Origin of the sequence: Olivibacter sp. SDN3, assembly GCF_014334135.1 — a bacterium.
GTDB lineage: Bacteria > Bacteroidota > Bacteroidia > Sphingobacteriales > Sphingobacteriaceae > Olivibacter.
The window spans coordinates 3,096,552-3,118,203 of the sequence record NZ_CP060497.1; the positions used below are offsets into that span (position 1 = coordinate 3,096,552).

15 protein-coding genes are annotated in these 21,652 nt (G+C 40.4%); 12 read left to right on the forward strand and 3 right to left on the reverse strand.

Annotated features, from left to right (window positions below; all coding sequences use genetic code 11):
* The first annotated feature begins 1 nt into the window (after position 1).
* The 6 genes from rplJ to H8S90_RS12815 all read left to right on the forward strand — a co-directional run bounded on the left by rplJ (position 2) and on the right by H8S90_RS12815 (position 10,871).
* Complete coding sequence (gene rplJ / locus H8S90_RS12790; protein ID WP_187338264.1) at positions 2 to 520, forward strand: 50S ribosomal protein L10; 519 nt, start codon at positions 2 to 4, stop codon at positions 518 to 520.
* Positions 521 to 590: 70 nt separating this feature from the next.
* Positions 591 to 971 carry a 50S ribosomal protein L7/L12 gene (gene rplL / locus H8S90_RS12795; RefSeq protein ID WP_187338265.1) on the forward strand — a complete coding sequence of 127 codons (381 nt, stop codon included), beginning with the start codon at positions 591 to 593 and terminating at the stop codon, positions 969 to 971.
* A gap of 162 nt (positions 972 to 1,133) precedes the next feature.
* Entirely contained in the window at positions 1,134 to 4,943 is a 3,810-nt protein-coding gene (gene rpoB, locus H8S90_RS12800; protein WP_187338266.1) for a DNA-directed RNA polymerase subunit beta, read from the forward strand.
* Between the two features lie 83 nt (positions 4,944 to 5,026).
* Positions 5,027 to 9,307: a DNA-directed RNA polymerase subunit beta' gene (gene rpoC / locus H8S90_RS12805; RefSeq protein ID WP_187338267.1), complete on the forward strand. Its 4,281-nt coding sequence runs from the start codon at positions 5,027 to 5,029 to the stop codon at positions 9,305 to 9,307.
* 338 nt (positions 9,308 to 9,645) lie between these two features.
* Positions 9,646 to 9,954 (forward strand): DUF3467 domain-containing protein, encoded by a 309-nt coding sequence (locus tag H8S90_RS12810; protein ID WP_187338268.1) that lies wholly within the window; start codon positions 9,646 to 9,648, stop codon positions 9,952 to 9,954.
* A gap of 110 nt (positions 9,955 to 10,064) precedes the next feature.
* The gene (locus H8S90_RS12815) at positions 10,065 to 10,871 is read left to right on the forward strand and encodes an SDR family oxidoreductase (protein ID WP_187338269.1); all 807 of its coding nucleotides are present in this window, start codon (positions 10,065 to 10,067) and stop codon (positions 10,869 to 10,871) included.
* Between the two features lie 112 nt (positions 10,872 to 10,983).
* Here H8S90_RS12815 and lysS read toward each other — a convergent pair whose 3' ends face one another.
* Complete coding sequence (gene lysS, locus H8S90_RS12820; protein ID WP_187338270.1) at positions 10,984 to 12,705, reverse strand: lysine--tRNA ligase; 1,722 nt, start codon at positions 12,703 to 12,705, stop codon at positions 10,984 to 10,986.
* A gap of 607 nt (positions 12,706 to 13,312) precedes the next feature.
* On the opposite strand from lysS, the gene H8S90_RS12825 reads away from it, so the two are divergent.
* From H8S90_RS12825 to H8S90_RS12835, 3 genes are read left to right on the forward strand one after another with little or no spacing between them, the layout of a single operon-like run.
* Positions 13,313 to 13,912: an RNA polymerase sigma factor gene (locus H8S90_RS12825; protein ID WP_187338271.1), complete on the forward strand. Its 600-nt coding sequence runs from the start codon at positions 13,313 to 13,315 to the stop codon at positions 13,910 to 13,912.
* Between the two features lie 34 nt (positions 13,913 to 13,946).
* Positions 13,947 to 15,290, forward strand: coding sequence for a hypothetical protein (locus tag H8S90_RS12830; RefSeq protein WP_187338272.1), 1,344 nt, complete (start codon positions 13,947 to 13,949; stop codon positions 15,288 to 15,290).
* 54 nt (positions 15,291 to 15,344) lie between these two features.
* Complete coding sequence (locus H8S90_RS12835) at positions 15,345 to 15,683, forward strand: hypothetical protein (RefSeq protein WP_187338273.1); 339 nt, start codon at positions 15,345 to 15,347, stop codon at positions 15,681 to 15,683.
* A 47-nt stretch (positions 15,684 to 15,730) separates the two neighbouring features.
* Here the strand turns inward: H8S90_RS12835 and H8S90_RS12840 are convergent, their stop codons facing one another.
* Both H8S90_RS12840 and H8S90_RS12845 read right to left on the reverse strand, forming a co-directional pair.
* Positions 15,731 to 17,029, reverse strand: coding sequence for an OmpA family protein (locus tag H8S90_RS12840; RefSeq protein ID WP_187338274.1), 1,299 nt, complete (start codon positions 17,027 to 17,029; stop codon positions 15,731 to 15,733).
* 212 nt (positions 17,030 to 17,241) lie between these two features.
* Positions 17,242 to 17,721, reverse strand: coding sequence for a DUF4293 domain-containing protein (locus tag H8S90_RS12845; protein ID WP_187338275.1), 480 nt, complete (start codon positions 17,719 to 17,721; stop codon positions 17,242 to 17,244).
* Positions 17,722 to 17,849: 128 nt separating this feature from the next.
* On the opposite strand from H8S90_RS12845, the gene truA reads away from it, so the two are divergent.
* The 3 genes from truA to sucD all read left to right on the forward strand — a co-directional run bounded on the left by truA (position 17,850) and on the right by sucD (position 21,416).
* Positions 17,850 to 18,617: a tRNA pseudouridine(38-40) synthase TruA gene (gene truA, locus H8S90_RS12850; protein ID WP_187338276.1), complete on the forward strand. Its 768-nt coding sequence runs from the start codon at positions 17,850 to 17,852 to the stop codon at positions 18,615 to 18,617.
* Positions 18,618 to 18,678: 61 nt separating this feature from the next.
* Positions 18,679 to 20,442, forward strand: a complete 1,764-nt coding sequence (locus tag H8S90_RS12855) for an ABC transporter ATP-binding protein (protein WP_187338277.1) — start codon at positions 18,679 to 18,681, stop codon at positions 20,440 to 20,442.
* Positions 20,443 to 20,534: 92 nt separating this feature from the next.
* Entirely contained in the window at positions 20,535 to 21,416 is an 882-nt protein-coding gene (gene sucD / locus H8S90_RS12860; RefSeq protein WP_187338278.1) for a succinate--CoA ligase subunit alpha, read from the forward strand.
* The last annotated feature ends 236 nt before the right edge of the window (positions 21,417 to 21,652 follow it).

Consider the following 21,652-nt stretch of genomic DNA (forward strand, 5'->3'; position numbering starts at 1 on the left):
CATGAGAAAAGAAGAAAAACAAGAAATTGTTCAAGCTTTAACTGATCAGATCAAATCTTATGGTAATTTTTACATTACTGATACTGCTGATTTGACTGTGGCAAAAGTCAACAATATTCGCCGTAAGTGCTTTGAGAAAGGTATTAAGATCCAAGTGGCTAAGAATACGTTGATAGTTAAGGCTTTGGAAGCGGCAGGTGTTGATTCTGATGAATTGAAAGGAGCTTTGAAAGGAGCTTCCACTATATTGTTCTCGGAGGCAGGTAACGCACCTGCAAAATTGATCAAAGAACTTCGTAAGGAAGGGGATAAACCCGTTCTTAAAGGAGCTTATATCGATGCTGCGGTGTTTGTTGGAGACGAACAATTGGATACACTGGTTGCACTCAAATCGAGAGAAGAGCTTATTGGTGAGATTATCGGATTGCTTCAATCACCTGCTAAAAACGTGGTATCTGCCCTTCAATCAGGAGGTGGTACACTTGCAGGTTTAGTTAAAACTTTACAAGAAAGAGGTTAACGGATTCCCTTTGAAAACCGTTATAACAATTAATTCATTACAAAAAGTAAATTCAAAAATTTAAAATAAAATGGCAGATTTAAAAGCGTTTGCTGAGCAGTTGGTAAACTTAACAGTAAAAGAAGTTAACGAGTTAGCTCAAATCTTAAAAGATGAGTATGGTATTGAGCCAGCTGCTGCAGCTGTAGCTGTTGCTGGTCCTGCTGCGGGTGGTGCTGATGCTCCTGCAGCTGAAGAGAAGACATCTTTTGATGTGGTCTTGAAAGAAGCTGGTGGCCAAAAATTAGCTGTTGTTAAATTAGTAAAAGATTTAACAGGTTTAGGCCTTAAAGAAGCTAAAGAATTAGTTGATGGTGCGCCTAAAGAAGTAAAAACAGGTGTTGCTAAAGACGAAGCTGAAGCTTTGAAAAAACAACTTGAAGAAGCAGGAGCTGTAGTTGAGATCAAGTAATCTTCATCTAGAGAAGTCCTAAATGGTTCTAGACTCCGGTATTTCTACCGGGGTCTATTGCCGTTTTTATATAATCCTTATGCTTGTCTGACAGTACAAGGTCTTTAATGAAAGACAAAAACATGTCTCGCGAAGTTTAATATAAACTAAAATCTAATTCCCTTGGCAAACAAAGATATTCGTAACGAAAGAGTAAACTTTGCAACCAGCAAAAGAGTCATCGACTATCCCGATTTTCTGGATGTGCAATTGCAATCTTTCAGGGAGTTTTTCCAGTTGGAAACAACTTCTGACAACCGCCACCAGGAAGGGCTGTTCAAAGTTTTTTCTGAAAACTTCCCTATTTCTGATTCAAGAAACATATTTGTGCTTGAATTTTTGGATTATTTTATCGATCCGCCACGTTATGATATTCAGGAATGTATCGAACGGGGCTTAACTTATAGCGTTCCGCTAAAAGCTAAGTTGCGTTTATCATGTAATGATGAAGAACACGAGGATTTCGAAACTATCGTACAGGACGTATATTTAGGGACAATCCCTTATATGACGCCTAAGGGTACTTTCGTAATCAATGGCGCAGAGCGGGTTATTGTATCACAACTCCACCGTTCGCCCGGTGTATTCTTTGGCCAAAGCCGCCATACCAATGGCACTAAATTATACTCTGCGAGGGTTATTCCTTTCAAAGGGTCGTGGATCGAGTTTGCAACAGACGTGAACAACGTGATGTACGCCTACATCGACCGTAAAAAGAAATTTCCGGTAACCACTCTTCTACGTGCTATTGGTTACGACTCTGATAAGGATATTCTGGAGTTGTTCGAGTTGGCCGATGAGGTAAAGGTTAGTAAATCCGGCCTTAAAAAATTAGTAGGACGTAAGCTAGCGGCCAGAGTTCTCAAGAGGTGGGTAGAAGATTTTGTGGATGAAGATACTGGAGAGGTTGTATCGATCGATCGAAATGAAATCATCTTGGAGCGTGAAACGGTCTTAGAAGACGATCATATTGATATGATCATAGATGCCGGTGTGAAGTCTATCATCCTAACGAAAGAAGATGGAGCGAATAATGCCGACTATTCTATTATATACAATACTTTACAAAAAGACACTTCCAATTCTGAGAAGGAGGCGGTAGAACATATTTACCGTCAGTTACGGAATGCCGAACCACCTGACGAGGAAACAGCACGTGGTATCATTGACCGTTTATTCTTCTCAGATAAAAGATATGATTTGGGAGATGTGGGACGATACCGCATCAACCGTAAATTAAAACTGGACACGCCCGATGAAATTAAGGTGTTGACGAAGCAGGACATCATTGCTATTGTTAAATATCTTATTAATTTGATCAATTCGAAGGCAGAGGTGGACGACATCGACCATTTGTCTAATCGTAGGGTGCGTACGGTAGGGGAGCAATTATATGCTCAATTTGGAGTAGGTTTATCTCGTATGGCACGTACTATACGTGAACGTATGAATATACGTGACAATGAGGTGTTTACTCCAACTGATTTAATTAATGCCCGTACTTTATCGTCTGTGATCAATTCTTTCTTCGGAACGAACCAGCTATCGCAGTTCATGGATCAAACCAATCCATTGGCGGAAATAACACATAAACGTCGTCTTTCCGCTTTAGGACCAGGTGGTCTTTCGCGCGAGCGTGCGGGTTTTGAAGTGCGTGACGTTCACTATACGCACTACGGCCGTTTGTGTACCATCGAGACTCCAGAAGGACCAAACATTGGTTTGATTTCGTCTCTTTGCGTGCATGCAAAGATCAATAATTTAGGTTTCATTGAAACACCGTATCGTAAAGTAGATGAGGGTAGGGTAGTTGTTGAAGAGCCTGTTGTTTATCTTTCTGCTGAAGATGAAGATGGTAAAACCATTGCTCAGGCGAATGCAGAGTACGACGAAAAGGGTAACTTCATTACGCCGAAAGTGAAAGCCCGTTTTGAGGGAGATTTCCCAATTATCGAACCTGAAAGGTTAGATTTGATGGATGTCGCTCCAAATCAGATTACTTCGATCGCGGCGTCGCTGATTCCTTTCTTGGAACATGATGATGCAAACCGTGCTTTGATGGGATCAAACATGCAGCGCCAAGCTGTTCCGTTATTGCGCCCTCAGGCGCCAATTGTTGGTACAGGTTTGGAAGGACGCGTGGCGAGCGACTCGCGGACCTTAATAAATGCTGAAGGCAATGGTGTGGTTGAATATGTAGATGCCAATGAAATAAAAATTCGTTATGATAGAAATGAAGATCAGAAACTCGTTTCTTTTGACGATGATATCAAAACATATCGTTTAATTAAGTTTAAAAAGACAAATCAGAGTACCTGTATTAACTTGAAGCCGATTGTCCGCAAAGGACAGCGGGTAGTAGAGGGGCAGGTATTATGTGAAGGTTATGCAACTGAAAATGGCGAATTAGCTTTAGGGCGTAACTTAAAAGTAGCTTTCATGCCTTGGCAAGGATATAACTTTGAGGATGCGATTGTAATATCTGAGCGTGTTGTGAGTCAAGATATTTTTACTTCGCTGCATATCGAAGAATTTGAATTGGAAGTTCGTGATACCAAACGTGGAGAAGAAGAGTTAACATCTGATATCCCAAATGTATCTGAAGAAGCTACAAAGGATTTAGATGATAACGGAATTATTCGTGTGGGAGCAGAGGTGAGGGAGGGAGATATCCTTATCGGTAAGATTACACCTAAGGGAGAGTCTGACCCATCTCCGGAAGAGAAACTTCTACGGGCGATATTCGGAGACAAAGCGGGCGATGTAAAGGACGCATCTTTAAAAACCCCACCTTCTATTAGAGGTGTTGTTATCGATACGAAGTTGTTCTCAAGGGCTAAGAAAACAGAGAAGAAAGAAGAGAAAGCGGCCATTGAAAAGCTTGATCTCAACCATGAAAGGGCGGTACGCCAGTTGCGTGAGCGACTTATCGATAAGTTATTTGCTGTTGTTAATGGAAAAACTTCTCAAGGAGTATATAATGTATACAAAGAGTTATTAATTCCTAAAGGGGCCAAGTTCACACAAAAGATGTTGACTGAGCTGGATTTTGCCAATATCAATCCTACAAAGTGGACAACCGATGATGATAAGAACGAATTGGTAAAACAGGCTTTACACTTCTATAATATTAAATTGAATGAAGAGCTTGGAGCTTACCGCCGTGATAAGTTTGCTATAACCGTTGGAGATGAATTGCCCTCCGGCATCGTACAGATGGCAAAAGTTTATGTGGCTAAAAAGCGTAAACTTAAGGTAGGTGATAAGATGGCCGGCCGACATGGTAACAAAGGTATTGTTGCTCGTATTGTGCGTGATGAGGATATGCCATTCCTGGAAGATGGAACACCTGTAGATATCGTACTAAATCCATTGGGGGTACCGTCGCGTATGAACCTTGGACAGATTTATGAGACGGTATTGGGTTGGGCAGGTCAGAAACTGGGCATGAAGTTCGCTACTCCGATATTTGACGGTGCAACAACAGAAGAAGTGGAAGGATGGGTAGCTAAAGCTGAGCTTCCTGCTTCTGGAAGAACCTATTTATATAACGGGTTGACCGGTGAACGTTTTGACCAAGCTACAACGGTGGGTGTGATTTATATGTTGAAATTGGGTCACATGGTTGACGATAAGATGCACGCACGTTCTATTGGGCCGTACTCACTTATTACGCAACAGCCCTTGGGAGGTAAGGCCCAGTTTGGTGGTCAGCGTTTCGGTGAGATGGAGGTATGGGCACTTGAGGCATTCGGAGCTTCCAATATCCTACAGGAAATACTTACTGTTAAGTCAGACGACGTTATCGGTAGGGCCAAAACGTACGAAGCAATCGTCAAAGGTGATAATTTGCCGACACCATCTGTGCCGGAATCATTCAACGTATTGGTACATGAGCTTCGTGGCTTAGGTTTAGATATCACATTAGATTAATGTTTAAAGTTATGGGTTATGAGTTTGGGTTGTATGTCGACTCTTTTCTTATAACCCTCAACTCATAACTAATAAGAGCTATTATGTCTTATAAGAAAGATAATAAAATCAAAAGTAATTTCACCTCGATAACTATCAGTTTATCGTCTCCAGAAGCTATTTTGGAGCGCTCAAGCGGAGAGGTGTTAAAACCAGAAACTATCAATTACCGTACCTATAAGCCGGAACGTGATGGTTTGTTCTGTGAACGTATTTTCGGTCCTGTAAAAGATTATGAGTGCCACTGTGGGAAATATAAGCGTATCCGTTATAAAGGGATTGTTTGTGACCGTTGTGGTGTTGAAGTTACCGAGAAAAAAGTGCGTCGTGAGCGTATGGGTCATATCAATTTGGTAGTGCCCGTTGCACATATATGGTATTTTCGTTCATTGCCTAATAAGATAGGCTACTTGTTGGGGCTTCCAACCAAGAAGCTGGATATGATTATTTATTATGAACGATATGTAGTCATCCAGCCTGGAATAAAAGAAGAAGATGGTATCCAATATATGGATTTTCTTACGGAAGAGGAGTATCTCGACCTTTTGGATACCTTGCCTAAAGAAAATCAGTATTTAGATGATAAAGACCCGCAGAAGTTCATTGCTAAGATGGGAGCGGAAGCGTTGGAAGAATTATTACACCGTATCGATTTAGATCAACTTTCGTATGATCTACGTCATCAAGCTGCTAATGAGACTTCCCAGCAACGTAAAAATGAAGCGTTAAAGCGCCTTCAGGTTGTAGAGGCTTTTCGTGGTTCCCGCGATCGTATAGAAAACCGGCCGGAGTGGATGATTGTAAAGATTGTTCCGGTGATTCCTCCTGAATTGCGCCCATTGGTGCCTTTGGAAGGTGGCCGTTTTGCAACATCGGATCTGAACGATCTTTACCGTCGTGTAATTATACGCAACAACCGTTTAAAGCGTTTAATTGAAATCAAGGCACCTGAAGTTATTTTGCGTAATGAAAAACGTATGCTTCAAGAGGCTGTTGATTCGCTGTTTGATAACTCACGTAAGGTGAATGCAGTTAAAACAGAGGGTAACAGAGCTTTGAAATCTTTATCGGATATATTGAAAGGTAAGCAAGGACGTTTCCGCCAAAATTTACTGGGTAAACGTGTGGATTATTCTGCTCGTTCCGTAATTGTTGTGGGACCAAACCTTAAGCTACATGAGTGTGGTTTGCCCAAGGATATGGCAGCCGAACTTTATAAGCCATTTATCATTCGTAAGATGATTGAGCGTGGCGTAGTAAAAACCGTTAAGTCTGCTAAAAAAATAGTCGATCGCAAAGATCCTATTGTTTGGGATATCTTGGAGAATGTACTTAAAGGACACCCTGTATTACTGAACCGTGCTCCTACACTCCACCGTTTAGGTATCCAATCGTTCCAACCAAAACTAGTTGAAGGTAAGGCGATCCAGCTTCACCCGTTAGTGTGTACAGCGTTCAATGCCGACTTTGATGGTGACCAGATGGCAGTGCATTTGCCTCTAGGTAACGCGGCAATCCTGGAAGCCCAAATTTTAATGTTGGCAGCCCATAATATCTTAAACCCTGCAAATGGTACACCTATTACTGTGCCTTCTCAAGACATGGTGTTGGGGCTTTACTATATTACTAAAGGTCGTAGAACAGACGATAGCCGTGTAGTGAAGGGGCAGGATATGACTTTTTACTCTCCGGAGGAGGTAATTATTGCCTACAATGAAAAACAAATTGATCTGCATGCTTTTATTCAGGTAAAAACCAATGTAAAGGATAAGGAAGGCAATATCGTTAATAAAGTTATCGATACGACTGTGGGACGGGTGCTTTTCAACCAAATGGTTCCAGAGGAAGTTGGTTATATTAATGAACTCTTAACAAAAAAATCACTAAGGGATATTATCGGAGATGTTGTGAAATCGACGGGTATGGCAAGAGCAGCTCAATTCTTAGATGATATTAAAGAGCTGGGATTCCAAATGGCCTTCCGTGGCGGTCTGTCATTCAACCTTCAGGATTTGAACATTCCGGATGCCAAAGCTGGATTGATTGAACAAGCAACTAGAGAAGTGGAAGAAGTTATGAATAACTATAACATGGGATTCATAACCAATAACGAGCGCTATAATCAGATTATCGATATTTGGACCCGTATCAATAACCGTTTAACGGCCAATGTAATGGATATCCTATCTAATGATAATCAAGGCTTTAACTCGGTTTATATGATGCTAGATTCCGGTGCGCGTGGTTCGAAAGAACAAATCCGCCAGCTCTGCGGTATGCGGGGACTGATGGCCAAGCCTCAGAAGTCTGGATCTTCCGGTGGTGAGATTATTGAAAATCCGATCCTTTCCAACTTCAAAGAAGGGCTTTCGGTTTTGGAGTACTTCATCTCTACACACGGTGCGCGTAAAGGTTTGGCCGATACGGCATTGAAGACTGCGGATGCTGGTTACCTAACCCGTCGTTTACATGATGTGGCTCAGGATATGATTGTAACCGAAGAGGACTGTGGTACGCTGAGAGGTATCTTTACTACCGCATTAAAAGATAATGAGGATATCGTGGAACCTCTTTACGATCGCATTTTAGGGCGGACTTCCTTACACGATGTGTATGATAATGTAACCAACGAGTTATTAGTAGGAGCAGACCAAGATATTACCGAAGAAATAGCCGAAAAGATTGAACAATCTGCTGTTGAAGGTATAGAAATCAGGTCAGTTTTAACCTGCGAGAGTAAACGAGGTGTTTGTGCTCTTTGTTATGGACGTAATCTTGCGTCAGGTAAGCGCGTACAGATGGGAGAGGCCGTTGGTGTTATCGCGGCTCAGTCCATTGGTGAACCAGGTACTCAGCTAACACTTCGTACCTTCCACGTGGGGGGTACTGCATCTAACATTGCTGCTGAATCGCAAGTTATCGCTAAATTCGATGGTATCATTGAATTTGAGAACATGCGTTCGGTAGAGCGGGAAACGGAAGAAGGCAAGCTACATATTGTGCTGGGCCGCTCCGGTGAGTTCCGTATTTTAGATCCAGAATCTAAAAAAGTGTTAATGACTAATAATATTCCTTACGGTTCGTTCCTGTACGTTGCAGACGGAGATAAAGTGAGCAAGGGTGATCGTATCTGTTCGTGGGATCCATATAATGCGGTAATCATTTCGGAATTTGCTGGTAAGGTAGAATTTGAGTCGATTATCGAAGGCGTAACTTATCGTGAAGAGTCTGACGAGCAGACAGGTCACCGTGAGAAAGTAATTATCGACACGAGAGATAAAACAAAAAATCCTGCTATTAAAATTTTAGATACCGCGGGCGATGTAATACGAACCTATAACTTACCGGTTGGTGCTCACATTTCTGTGGATGATAATGGTAAAGCAAAGGTAGGGGAGATTATAGCTAAAATTCCTCGTTCAGCAGGAAAAACCCGAGATATTACTGGTGGTTTGCCTCGCGTAACTGAATTATTTGAGGCACGTAATCCTTCTAACCCGGCAGTGGTAACTGAAATAGACGGTGTAGTGACTTTAGGTGGAGTTAAGCGTGGTAATCGGGAAATCCAAATCGAATCGCGTGATGGACAGGTGAAAAAATATTTAGTACCTCTTTCTAAGCACATCCTTGTACAGGATAATGACTTTGTAAAGGCTGGTATGCCTCTATCTGACGGATCAATTTCTCCTGCAGATATTTTAGCGATTAAGGGGCCTGCCGCTGTACAGGAATACCTGGTGAACGGTATTCAAGAAGTTTATCGTCTACAAGGTGTGAAGATCAATGATAAACACTTTGAAACGATTGTACACCAGATGATGCAGAAGGTAATGATTGAAGACCCGGGCGATACACGTTTCCTTGAAAAGGATGCTGTAAATAAATGGGACTTCATCGAGGAGAATGACTCGATGTACGATAAGAAAGTGGTTACTGACGCAGGTGATTCGAACGTTTTGAAGGCTGGGCAAATCGTGTCTTTACGCAAGTTGCGTGAAGAAAACTCAAGCCTAAAACGTCGCGATCTTAAATTGGTACAGGTGCGTGATGCAATAGCTGCCACCTCTAGTCCGATGTTGCAGGGTATCACCCGAGCATCTTTGGGTACCAAATCATTTATTTCTGCAGCTTCTTTCCAGGAGACGACTAAAGTCTTGAACGAAGCAGCTATCAGCGGTAAGCGCGATGATTTATTAGGTCTCAAAGAAAACGTAATCGTAGGGCACTTAATACCTTCCGGTACTGGTTTGCGTAACTATGATCGAATTATTGTTGGTTCTAAAGAAGAGTACGATCAATTATTAGCTTCTAAGGAAGAAGTATAGTTGAACTGTCTGTCAAGTAAAACAAGTTAATATAAGGCTCCGGAGAATCATTCTTCGGAGCTTTTTTCTTAGGGCCTATTTAATATTGTAAAATTTTTTATAGCTCATTTTTGAGCGAGCCGAGACAAATTACCTTCGGTGAGCTCACTCCGTTCGGTTTTGCAGAGATAGCAAGAAGCCTATCTCGAAAAATTTAACGATGGTATAACCAAAAAGAAATATAAAAAAATTATTAGATGAATTTTAAATAGGCTCTTATAGGTATTCGTTATATTTACATTTTTATAGAGATTATTTAACATAAGCAATAGAAGGTACATTAATAATATTTGTTTTTTATGGAAGAGCAGCAAAATAATCAATTGAATATTGAATTGACGGAGGACATAGCGGAGGGGGTGTACGCTAATTTAGCTATCATTACCCATTCTCATACTGAATTTGTAGTTGATTTTATCAGGGTTATGCCCGGCGTTCCCAAGGCCAAGGTGAAGTCAAGAATCGTTTTGACGCCCGAACATGCTAAGCGTTTGATGAAAGCATTTCAGGATAATATTGCCAAATATGAGGCAATGAATGGTAAAATCGATACACATGAAGAACCTCCGTTTCCTATGAATTTTGGAGGGCCAACGGCGCAGGCTTAATTAAGTTATGACTTTTAGCACTTCTTGCTGTGAGCGATTCTCGGTGTAACATGTTAATTAATAGGCAAAGAATAGTAGGTTCTTATGCCCAACTCTGATGGTTATAATAGATGAAACGTTTAGATTTTAGAGGTAGATGGGTACTGGTTACAGGTGCTTCTTCGGGGTTGGGCGAAGAAATTGCAAGGCAGTTGGCCAGTATTCACGGGGCTAATCTAATATTGTTAGCGCGTAGAAAGGAGCGCTTGGAATCTCTGAAAAAGGCATTGGAATATGAAGCTAAAGTAGAGGTTGAAGTAGTCGTGGCAGATTTATCGGTAACCGGTGACGTCGAACGAATCACAGATGAAATATTGAAAAAGAAAACGGTGTATGCTGTAGTACTAAATGCTGGAATAACTTATTTGGGAAACCACATGGAACTTTCGCGGGAAAAATTTAATCAAATGGTTCAGATTAATATTGTAAGTACCACATATATGATTAATGTTTTAGTGCGTTATTTTGAAAAGCAACAAGCTGAGGGGGGGGTGATGGTAGTGTCAAGTATGGCGGCACTTTTCCCAACCCCTTATCAGGCAGTTTACGCTGGAACAAAAGGGTTTCTGCTGAATTTTGTATCTGCTCTTTCGAAGGAGCTGACCAATAGCAGGTTTTCTTTTACTGTTTTTATGCCGGGAGGTATTGCGACGGAAATGACCGCAGGAGACCAGTTCAACGGGCTTAGATCTTATTTAATGCCAGTACAACAGGTGGCAAGAGAGGGATTGAGCGCATTTAAAAGGAGGAAATCAACTTATATACCTGGTTTTTTTAATAGGTTAAGCAGCAGGTTATCATTTTTGCTACGAAAAGACTTTATTATTAAGCAAACAGGTAGCGCTTATCGTAAATCTTTGGAAAAATTGACAAAGTAGCAAGACAAAAGCTCCAACCTATTCAAAGGCTTGGCCTTGGCCGTTAGTGAAGTGTTACTTAACAGTTTTGGATGATGCTGATATTTTAATCCGCAATCTTGCTATTTTCCTATTATTTAAACCAATCCATCACCGTTTCCTTCGAAGGCATGGTAATATCTAGCTTCATTTTTTTTCGCATCCCTCCCAGATCATTAAAAACCTTGTTGGGATTAGCCGCCTTGAGACTTTCAATTGTGTTCAACCCCATTTTTTGTAATACAGGAACCCAGGCAGCTGGAACGCCCTCAGCTTCATAATCGGCTATAGAAGCCGTTTTAATTACTTTTTCAGGCCTCATTTGAGGGAAAAATAATACATCCTGTATGCTAGCTTGATTGGTCATCAGCATCGCCAGACGGTCGATTCCAATTCCAATACCAGCGGTAGGGGGCATGCCGTACTCCAAGGCTCTCAGGAAATCGTAGTCTATAAACATGGCCTCATCATCTCCACGTTCCATGAGTTTTAGTTGATCCTCAAAACGATTTAACTGATCGATTGGGTCGTTGAGTTCTGAATAAGCGTTAGCGAGCTCTTTGCCGTTAATCATAAGCTCAAAGCGTTCCACTAAACCTTCTGTGTCTCGGTGTTTTTTTGTTAACGGACTCATTTCAACCGGATAATCGATGATGAACGTCGGTTGTATATAATGATGTTCGCATTTTTCACCAAATATTTCATCAATGAGTTTCCCCTTGCCCATACTTTCATCCACAGGTATGTCGAGTTGTTCACACACATCTCGTAAACCAGCCTCATCCAAGGAACTTACGTCGAAATCTGTATGCTCTTTAATGGCATCGTAAATACTTATCCTCTTATAAGGTGCAGCGAAGTTTATCTCTTTATCGCCAACTTTTAGGATGGTTTTTCCATTAGTAGCAACAGCAATCTTTTCAAAAAGCTGCTCTGTAGTATCCATCATCCAAAGGTAATCTTTGTATGCCACGTAAAATTCCAACACCGTGAACTCGGGGTTGTGGGTTCTGTCCATTCCCTCATTACGGAAATTACGACTGAACTCGTATACCCAGTCGTACCCGCCAACAATTAAGCGTTTAAGATACAGTTCGTTAGCGATGCGCAGATACAAAGGAATATCAAGTGCATTGTGATGGGTAATGAAAGGTTTTGCCGCAGCTCCTCCAGGTATACTTTGCAATACCGGAGTGTCAACTTCAAGTGCGCCACGTTCATCTAAGAAGTTTCTTATAGCCGACTTTATTTTTGTTATTTTGACAAATGTTTCACGTATCTGGGGATTGACTACCAAATCAACATAACGTTGTCTGTAACGAAATTCAGGATCCGTTACAGCGTCAAATACTTTTCCTCCAGCTTCTTTAACGATGGGAAGAGGTCGAAGTGATTTTGATAGTACTTTTATTTCGGTGGCATGTATAGAGATGGTTCCGGTTTGAGTGGTAAACACATGCCCTTTGATTCCCAGGAAATCACCGATATCTAATAGCTTCTTGAAAACAGTATTATACAAGGTCTTGTCTTCTGTTGGGCATAGCTCGTCTCTATTAAGATAGATTTGTATACGTCCGGTAGCATCTTGCAACTCAATGAACGAGGCACTGCCCATAATGCGTCTGCTCATCATCCGGCCGGCTATACTGATGGTTTTATAATTCAGCTTATCGCGTTCATAATTTTCGAGTATATCATGTGCATTCGCATTGACTTCAAAAGCGTCTGCTGGATAAGGATCGATTCCTAGTTTAACCAGTTGTGTCAGCGCTTCCCTTCGTAAAATCTCTTGTTCTGATAATATATTGTTGCTCATTTATTTTATTCTGTAAAATGTTCCTTTTCTTACCGTTGGAAACACAAATCGTTAGATTCTCGCAAACTTAGGTAAAAAAGTAAAAAGTAAAAATTAAAATTACAAAGCAGCGACTTGCTGGAATACTATTTTTAAAGTTTTCATTCGAAATAATTTACGCCTAAAGGTCTCATGGAACCAGGCATGGTTGTAAAAGCTTTTTTTCATCCTTCTTTTAATTTAGGCCAATCATGTGGGGTTCCGCTATAAAAAAGTCTTTTGTGGCGGAGGACGGCAAGCGGTGGTTTCAGTTGCTTTCAAGCTAGCTTTGGCTGTATATGCAAACCAATAAAATTATATCAAAAGCAAATTTGGCTAGGCTCGATGTAGCATTTGCATTAACATTTACGTTATTGGAGAATAATGATGAATAATATTTACTTAAAGAACTTTTGCTACAGCTGGTCATTATTTTGAAATGGTATGCCGATTTATAAAGCTGTTCTTTAATAGCCAGGAGATGTTAGCATAAATTTAGGACTTATATGTAAATTTGTGGAATTTATGCTTGGTTTGTGGTTGGATTAGAAAGGATAAATAGCTTTCGATATTAGTTTTAATAGCTGTAGTGAAGTATCGCTTTGGATATTTAAATAGAAGTAAAAATGTAACACTAGAGGGTGCATTGGATAGCTGTGTCCAAAAAGATGACGAACGTGGTAAAGAATTTATCTATAAGAAATACTATGGTTATGTGATAGCGGTGGTTATGCGATATGTGAAAAATGAATATGACGCCGAAGAACTAGTGAATGAAACGTTCATAAAGGCATTTAAGAACCTCTCTAAGTTTAATAAGATAGGTGAAGGAGAGGTGCTTGAAAAATCTTTTCGCGGTTGGTTAGCTAGAATCGCAGCTAATCTTTCAATTGATTTATTGCGTTCGCAGAAAAGTATGGTCGCATTGGAAGATGTGGGCGAGCATGACGTAAAGCCAGTAATGATCAATGCAACGGATAAGCTTTATGCTGAAGATATACTAAAGCTGCTTGAAGGTTTGCCTGAAATACAGCGCTTAATATTTAATCTGTATGAAGTGGAGGGATATGCTCATGAGGAAATAGGGAAACTATTAAACATACCTGATAGTACCTCTAGAACATACCTTACCCGGGCGAAGCAAAAACTGAGAAAACTATATACTGAACAATTTGCGGTAGGAAGATAGCAGTTAAGAAAAAAATTAGTGGTGTTAATTAAACATGAAAGATAAAGAAAATAGGGAACTGATAACGCGCATGGCAGAGGCCTTGCGGGAACACTCAGCACCTTATCGGGAAGGGGCATGGGAGCGCTTTGCAAAAAAAGGCAAAGGGGCTAATAGGTTGATGCCTCTTTGGTATTTAAGTGGTGCAGCTGCTATTTTATTGTTGGGAGTTACGTTCTTCTTGTATAATAAGAGCGGGGTTGATGAGGTGTTAAGGGAACTACCTCATCAAGTTGTATCAAAAACTCCTTTGGAAGAAAATACCCAGACCGATGAAGAAAAACCTGATTACGACACGCAAAATCTTGCTGTAAGCGAAAGCAATAAAAATAAAATAGTAAAGTCGAGTCGGGAGGAGGAAAGAGCAACTTTAAAGACTAAAGCAAATCCTTTGGGAGAAGTATCGTTAATTTCTGTAATTAATGAAAATGATGTTATAGAAAAGCGTGAAAACCATATTGGAGACCAGTCGTTATTCGCACTGCAAGTGCCCAATGTTCGAGAGAGGCAAGCAAGCAGTATCTCTGAGACTACTGGGAAAGTGCAGGAGAAGCCGAATGCAAATGATATGGTTGAAAATGAAGACCCATTAATTAAAATGTTGAGTGAAGGAGAAGCCTACAGTAGACCAGAACTAAAAATGGTCAATGAAGAGGAATCGTCTGTATTGGCGAAGCGTTGGGGTGTAGGCGTTGTCTTTGCCCCATCATTGACTGAAGAGCGTGTTAATATGGGAGGAGGGGTAACCGTGGCATATCGTCTTTCCAATAAAATTTCTATTGGCTCAGGTGTTTCTATTGTAGATTTAGGTTTTCAGCAGGGGGGCTCTCAGACATTGCCACCAGCATCGTCGCCGTCGGCAGTATCTTCGGATAATTCACAGGTTTTTTTTACCGCAAGAAATGCGGAGACACGTGAACTTACATCAATTAATACAAATGTTTTGGCGTTAGACGTACCGATTGATTTAAAATATCATATTAATAATCGGTTTTATGCCAGCGCAGGGGTGTCCCTTTTCGCCATCCTGAATGAGAACCGTGTGAATAACTATAATGTAACCCGGGTTGCAACAAACCGAACAATGGAGAACATGGAAAGTTTGGCGGTGGCTCAACCAGAATTTGAAGTGATGAGCATCAGTGAACAATCAACCGAAACACCTTTACAGGGTAATAGTTATTCTGGATTCCTTAATTTTTCTGTTGGTCATCAGCTGCCTCTTTCTAAGAAGGTTGGATTATCCGTTGAACCATTTTATAAACTACCTGTGGGAACGCTGTCTCGTCAGAACATTAATTTCAGATACGGTGGTTTACGGGTTATTACTAGTTTTTAGAAGCTTGTCTAAAGGAACGTCAATGATCATATGAAAGCATAGAGGGAGTTTGGTATGAAAGTTTACTATATTATCCCATCCAGAAGTAAAATACAGGCTATGGCACTTTGGCCGGTTGTCCTCGCTAATAAATCAATAAAAAATAAACAACTATCCGATCGGATTCTTTTGCATGAAAAAATACATCATAGGCAGCAGATTGAAATGTTGGTATTACCTTTTTATATATGGTATGTAATGGAATGGTTGTTTAAATGGGCAATCTATAAAAAAAGACATCAAGCATATAAAGCCCTGTCATTTGAACGTGAAGCTTATTCAAATGATAGTCAGCCAAACTATTTAGAAACTCGTAAAACCTGGAATTTTATTAGATTTTTATGTAAAAAATAATGAAGGGTTTTTAGTTAGCACCCTCCATTATTTAATGTTGTTATATATTAATATAAAGTAAATTCCACCCGACGATTTGCTTGTCGGCCTTCTGCAGTTGAATTTGTTGCTATTGGTTGTGTTGGTCCATAGCCTGTTGCCTCTATGCGGGAAGGATTAGCTCCTTTACTTACCAGATAGGCTTTCACCGCTTCGGCACGTTCTTTTGATAAGCGCATATTGAGTTGCATAGAGCCCGTATTGTCTGTATGCCCGGCTAGTTTAAGACTAAAATTCTTCTCTATTAATAAATTAGCTACTTTGTCCAGGCTAGGATAAGAACTTGGGCGAATGGTCGCTTTACTCAAATCAAATTCTAAGTTCTTAATCGCTTCATCAACCACACGTCTATCTTCTTCTGTTACGGTGATTTGTTGCACGACCTGCTTCGCTTCAGGTAACGGACAGCCTGACCCATCGACTTTTGTATTTGCAGGCGTTCCGGGACATTTATCAAATTTATTGGCCACACCATCGGCATCGTCGTCGGCTAAATCAGTTGCCAGTTGTGCTTTCAATGCCTCATGCTCTTCCCTTTCGATTTGCAGTGCAGCAGCTAACTCATCGTAATTCGCCTGATACTCCTTTTGCATATCTGCAACGGGGTTACGATTAGCTAAAAAAGGCTTATTGCCATTCCCTAAAGCAAATTCGATTCCTATTCTTGTATATGAAAACATGTCTCGGCGTCTCCTGGTAACACCATCTAGTTCTCCTGTATTTACAAGGTTTAATTGATAACCTAGGTCTAAATTAATATCGGGTGTTACCCCAAATTTCAGCCCAAGGCCAGCGGGTATAAAGGCGGTGGTTGTCGACTCCAATTCACTGACAACTCCGTTTATTTCCGTTGTTGGTTGGTATCCCATAATACCCCCACCAATTGTGAAGTAAGGTTTGATGATTCCTTCTCTATGTCGCCAATTGATATTCGCTAATGTAATATTGGCACTCAGTGAAGCAGACCAAGGTAAAGATGTAGAAAAATTATTGTCGTTTGTTTTCATACCGCCACTTAGTTTTCCCCCAAAATATTCAGCTTGGACACCTAAGCTCGGAAGAATTTGATTTCTCACGTAAAAATTATATCCCAGCTGGTGTTCCACGGCCTTGAAATCCCGGAGAAAGCCCATTCCATTCCATTGGTTGACTACCCCTAACCCAACTCCAATTGACCAGGTACGGTACTCGGTTGTAGGCGCAAACGGTTTCACCTCATTGATTTCTGTAGATTGTGCCATGACCGACGATGTTGTTATTAATGTCAGGATGGCAGTATAACCAGCTTTTTTTAGTTTAAAGTTCATTTTTGTGGAATTAAATTTTGATTCAAGTTTAAAGTGCGTTATGAAATTTTGTTTTTTTAGACAAAGAATACGCCAATGATTTTGCTTTTATTATTAACCTGTTGTTTTATAGCTGGTTAAAATATTTTTAGTGTATGGTGGTGAACTTAAAAAAGGACATTTTTGCTAGCAACAATGTCCTTTTTTTATGAGAAGCCGATCGATAAGGAAGTTTAACGAAGTCGTTCAGCAGATTTAATAAGTTTATTATCTTTTCTGATACCCTTAATAGCTAACAAAAGAAAGATAATATAGAGTGGCACCAAAAGTGCCCCAATCCCTATGTTGCTTAGGGTTATTGCTCTACCAACTGCGTGGACTGCGTTACTGGCAGTAATAAACAGCCAGAAGGAGAATAGTATGGTTAGTATGATGGTAAACATAATTAAATTCACCTGCTTTTTTCTGTTTTTATAGTTGAAGATGGTTACCAATGGTAAGATCCCCAATACAATTGTTGCAATTGTTTGTAGTATAAAAGAGAAAGAGGTGTTGAGCTGATTTTGGCCTCCGGTACTGTCTAACACCCCATTTATCTTCAACGCCATAGCAATGCCATTAACGTCAAAAAACTGAACGTAAGGGAATAAGAAAAGACTTAGGATAGTAATACTGGCAATAAACAGCCAAATAGTTTGTATACGCTGTATCATCGGATTTTTAATTGTTTATTGCAAAGATAGGATATCAGACATAAGACACAAATACTTAGATTTAATAATGGTTATCGTTAGTTTGAAGTAATTGCACATGAAATCGATTTTATCTAAGTTTGCAAATAGTGAACTTACAATCGAAAAGATACTTTATTGAATTAGCTTTCAACGGTGAAGCTTACCATGGGTGGCAGATTCAACATAACGCCAATACTGTTCAGGAAATGCTCAACATCGCGTTGAGTAAGTTATTAAGGGGGGCTGTTGAAACGGTTGGCTGTGGGAGGACCGATACCGGCGTACATGCCAAGCAGTTGTATGCTCATTTTGACGATAACCACGGAATGATTGCCGATAACGAAGACCGTATATTGACAGGAATGAACGCATTGTTACCGCGCGACATCGCAGTGAAGCGACTATTTGCAGTGGATCAAAGTGCACATGCCCGATTTGATGCGGTAAAGCGTTCATATGAATACCATGTACATTTTAATAAAGACCCATTTTTATATGGTCGGTCTTGGCAGATAAGAGATAAACCTAATGTGGAGGCCATGAATGAAGCAGCACAGCTTATGATGGCGTACAAGGACTTTAGTTGTTTCAGTAAATCACATACACAGGTATTCACCAACAACTGCGTAATCACGCATGCGGCGTGGCAGTGGTTAAATACCGATCAGCTGGTTTTTTACATATCTGCTGATCGGTTTTTGCGTAATATGGTACGGGCGATTGTAGGAACGCTAATGGAAATAGGGTCTGGTAAACAACCTGTAGGTTATATACGTAACGTTATTGAAAGTAAAAATAGAAGTAAGGCAGGTGTTTCTGTACCTGCATGTGGCCTTTATCTGACGGAAGTATTGTATCCATGGGATTTGACATAGATAAGAGACGGCGTACCATAAAAGAGGTACGGCAATAGGAGAAGCTGATAGCTTGAGCATTATGAGTGAAACGAAAGTAACGGGTAAGACCTACGATCTGCAATTGTTACGTAGATTAGGAAGCTACTTAAGGCCTTATAAGGGCTATTTTTTTTGGTCTGTACTGTTGACGATAGTTATAGCAGCTATTTCACCGCTGATGCCGATGTTAGTGGAGTACACTTTAGATCATTATATTCTCAAAAACGATTTTGATGGACTGACATTAATGGCAGCATTGATGTTGGGAATATTGTTTTTTCAAACTGTTGTTAGGTATTATCACACCTTATTAACAAATACTTTAGGTCAGTCCGTTATAAGGGATCTAAGGGTGGCTACCTTTAATCATATTACCAGTTTGCGCCTAAAATATTTCGATAAGACGCCTATTGGAAGGTTGATAACAAGAACTGTCTCAGATTTAGAAACCATTGCCGATATTTTTTCTGAAGGATTGATTCAGATTATCGGTGATATCTTGCAGCTTGTAGTTATTATTTCCGTAATGTTTTACACCGATTGGCAGTTGACCCTCATCGTGTTGGTGCCTATGCCTTTCATGATTATTGCCACTTATTTCTTTAAGGAGGCAATGAAATCAGCTTTTCAGGATGTTCGATATTGGGTGTCAAACCTAAATACATTTCTTCAAGAGCATATCTCTGGGGTTAGCCTTATCCAATATTTCGCTCGGGAAAAACAGGAAATGAATAAATTCAAGGCGATTAACGCACAGCATCGAAATGCACACATACGTTCTAATTGGTATTTTTCTATTTTCTTTCCACTTATAGAGATCATTATGGCGATTGCGTTAGGGCTGTTGGTATGGTATGGCTCGAAATCTATTTTAGCAGAGCGTATCTCTCCGGGGGTAGTGGTCGCTTTCATCATGTATATTAATATGATATTCAGGCCTATTAGAGAACTCGTGGACAAATTTAACACGTTGCAGATGGGGATGGTAGGTGCCGAACGTATATTTAGTGTACTAGATACTGATGAACAGACACCAAATAACGGTAAGTATCGGCCAGAAAAAATAAAAGGTGAAATTATATTCGATCGGGTATGGTTTGCCTATGATGAAGAGAAATGGGTATTAAAAGATGTAAGCTTTACCGTAAAGCCTGGGGAAACATTGGCGTTGGTTGGAGCAACGGGTGCGGGAAAATCGTCTACTATAAATATCTTAAGTAGGTTTTATGAAATCAACCGAGGGACGATTCAGTTAGATGGTGTTGATATTCGTGAATATGATATTAATTATTTAAGACAGACAATAGCCACAGTATTGCAGGATGTATTCCTTTTTTCCAATTCTATAATGAGTAATATCACGTTGGACGATTCAGCGATTACACGTGAAGAAGTTATTAAAGCTGCGAAAAAAGTTGGGGCTGATACGTTTATAGCGCATCTACCTGGAGGGTATGATTACGAAGTGAAAGAGCGGGGAGCTACTTTGTCTGCCGGGCAGGCACAACTTATTTCGTTTATCCGTGCCTTGGTACACGATCCGAGGATCTTGGTATTGGATGAAGCTACCTCTTCTGTTGACACAGAAACCGAGTTATTAATCCAGCAGGCGATCGATACATTGATGACTGATAGAACTTCTATTGTTATAGCACATCGTCTATCCACCATCCAGAAGGCGGATAAAATTATAGTGCTAGATCAGGGCGAAATCAAAGAGATCGGCAATCATCAGGAATTGTTGCATTTAAATGGCTATTATAAACGTTTATATGATTTGCAATTCCATTCTACCGGAATTTGATGAGCTATCCTTATTCAGATGATAGCTATTTTAAATCTCTTTCCCTTGTTTTCAAATGATTTTAGTAAGTTTGCGCTACAAAAAATAGACCAATGAGTGTACTTGTAAATAAAGATTCAAAAGTTATTGTTCAGGGCTTTACTGGAAATGAGGGCTCTTTCCATGCTTCGCAGATGATAGAGTATGGCACAAATGTAGTAGGTGGTGTTACTCCGGGTAAGGGAGGGCAGTCTCATCTGGATCGGCCGGTTTTCAATACCGTTCAGGACGCTGTAGATGCCACAGGCGCTAATGTATCCATTATTTTTGTGCCCCCTGCTTTTGCAGCAGATGCTATAATGGAAGCAGCGAGTGCTGGAGTTGAAGTTATTGTTTGTATTACAGAAGGTATTCCTACCAAAGATATGATCTTGGTAAAGGACTATTTGAAAGATAAAAAATCTAGATTAATTGGACCTAATTGCCCTGGCATCATTACTGCGGATGAGGCTAAAATCGGTATCATGCCCGGCTTCATTTTTAAAAAGGGTAATGTAGGCGTTGTTTCGAAGTCAGGAACATTAACTTACGAAGCAGTTGACCAAACAGTTAAGGCTGGTCTAGGTATAACAACGGCGATTGGTATTGGTGGCGATCCTATTATCGGTACAACTACAAAAGAAGCTGTTGAGTTATTAATGAATGATCCCGAAACTGAAGGCATCATTATGATTGGCGAGATTGGGGGAGGTATGGAAGCAGAAGCCGCTCGTTGGATCAAAGAGCATGGAACAAAGCCTGTAGTAGGGTTTATTGCTGGACAGACGGCGCCTCCAGGTCGTAGAATGGGACATGCCGGTGCTATTGTTGGGGGAGCAGACGATACAGCCGCAGCAAAAATGAAAATTATGCGAGAATGTGGAATTCGTGTAGTAGAATCACCTGCGGAGATAGGTGCAGCCATAGCAGAAGAGCTTGCAAATGTAAAAGCTTAGTCACCTTTATGACGATCCAGTGCCGGCGGTTAAATTACCGTTGGTTGACATATAAAAGAAAAAGCCCGTAAGAATTTGCGGGCTTTTTTCGTATATTGCTTCGAGGAGAATTAAACCATGGGTTTATACAATAAATGGGGGATATTGTTAGTTTGTTTGAACATTACGCTTCATTCATGTGCGCAGACATCCAAAGATAAGACCGCAATATCCACTTCATCAAAACATCATCAGAT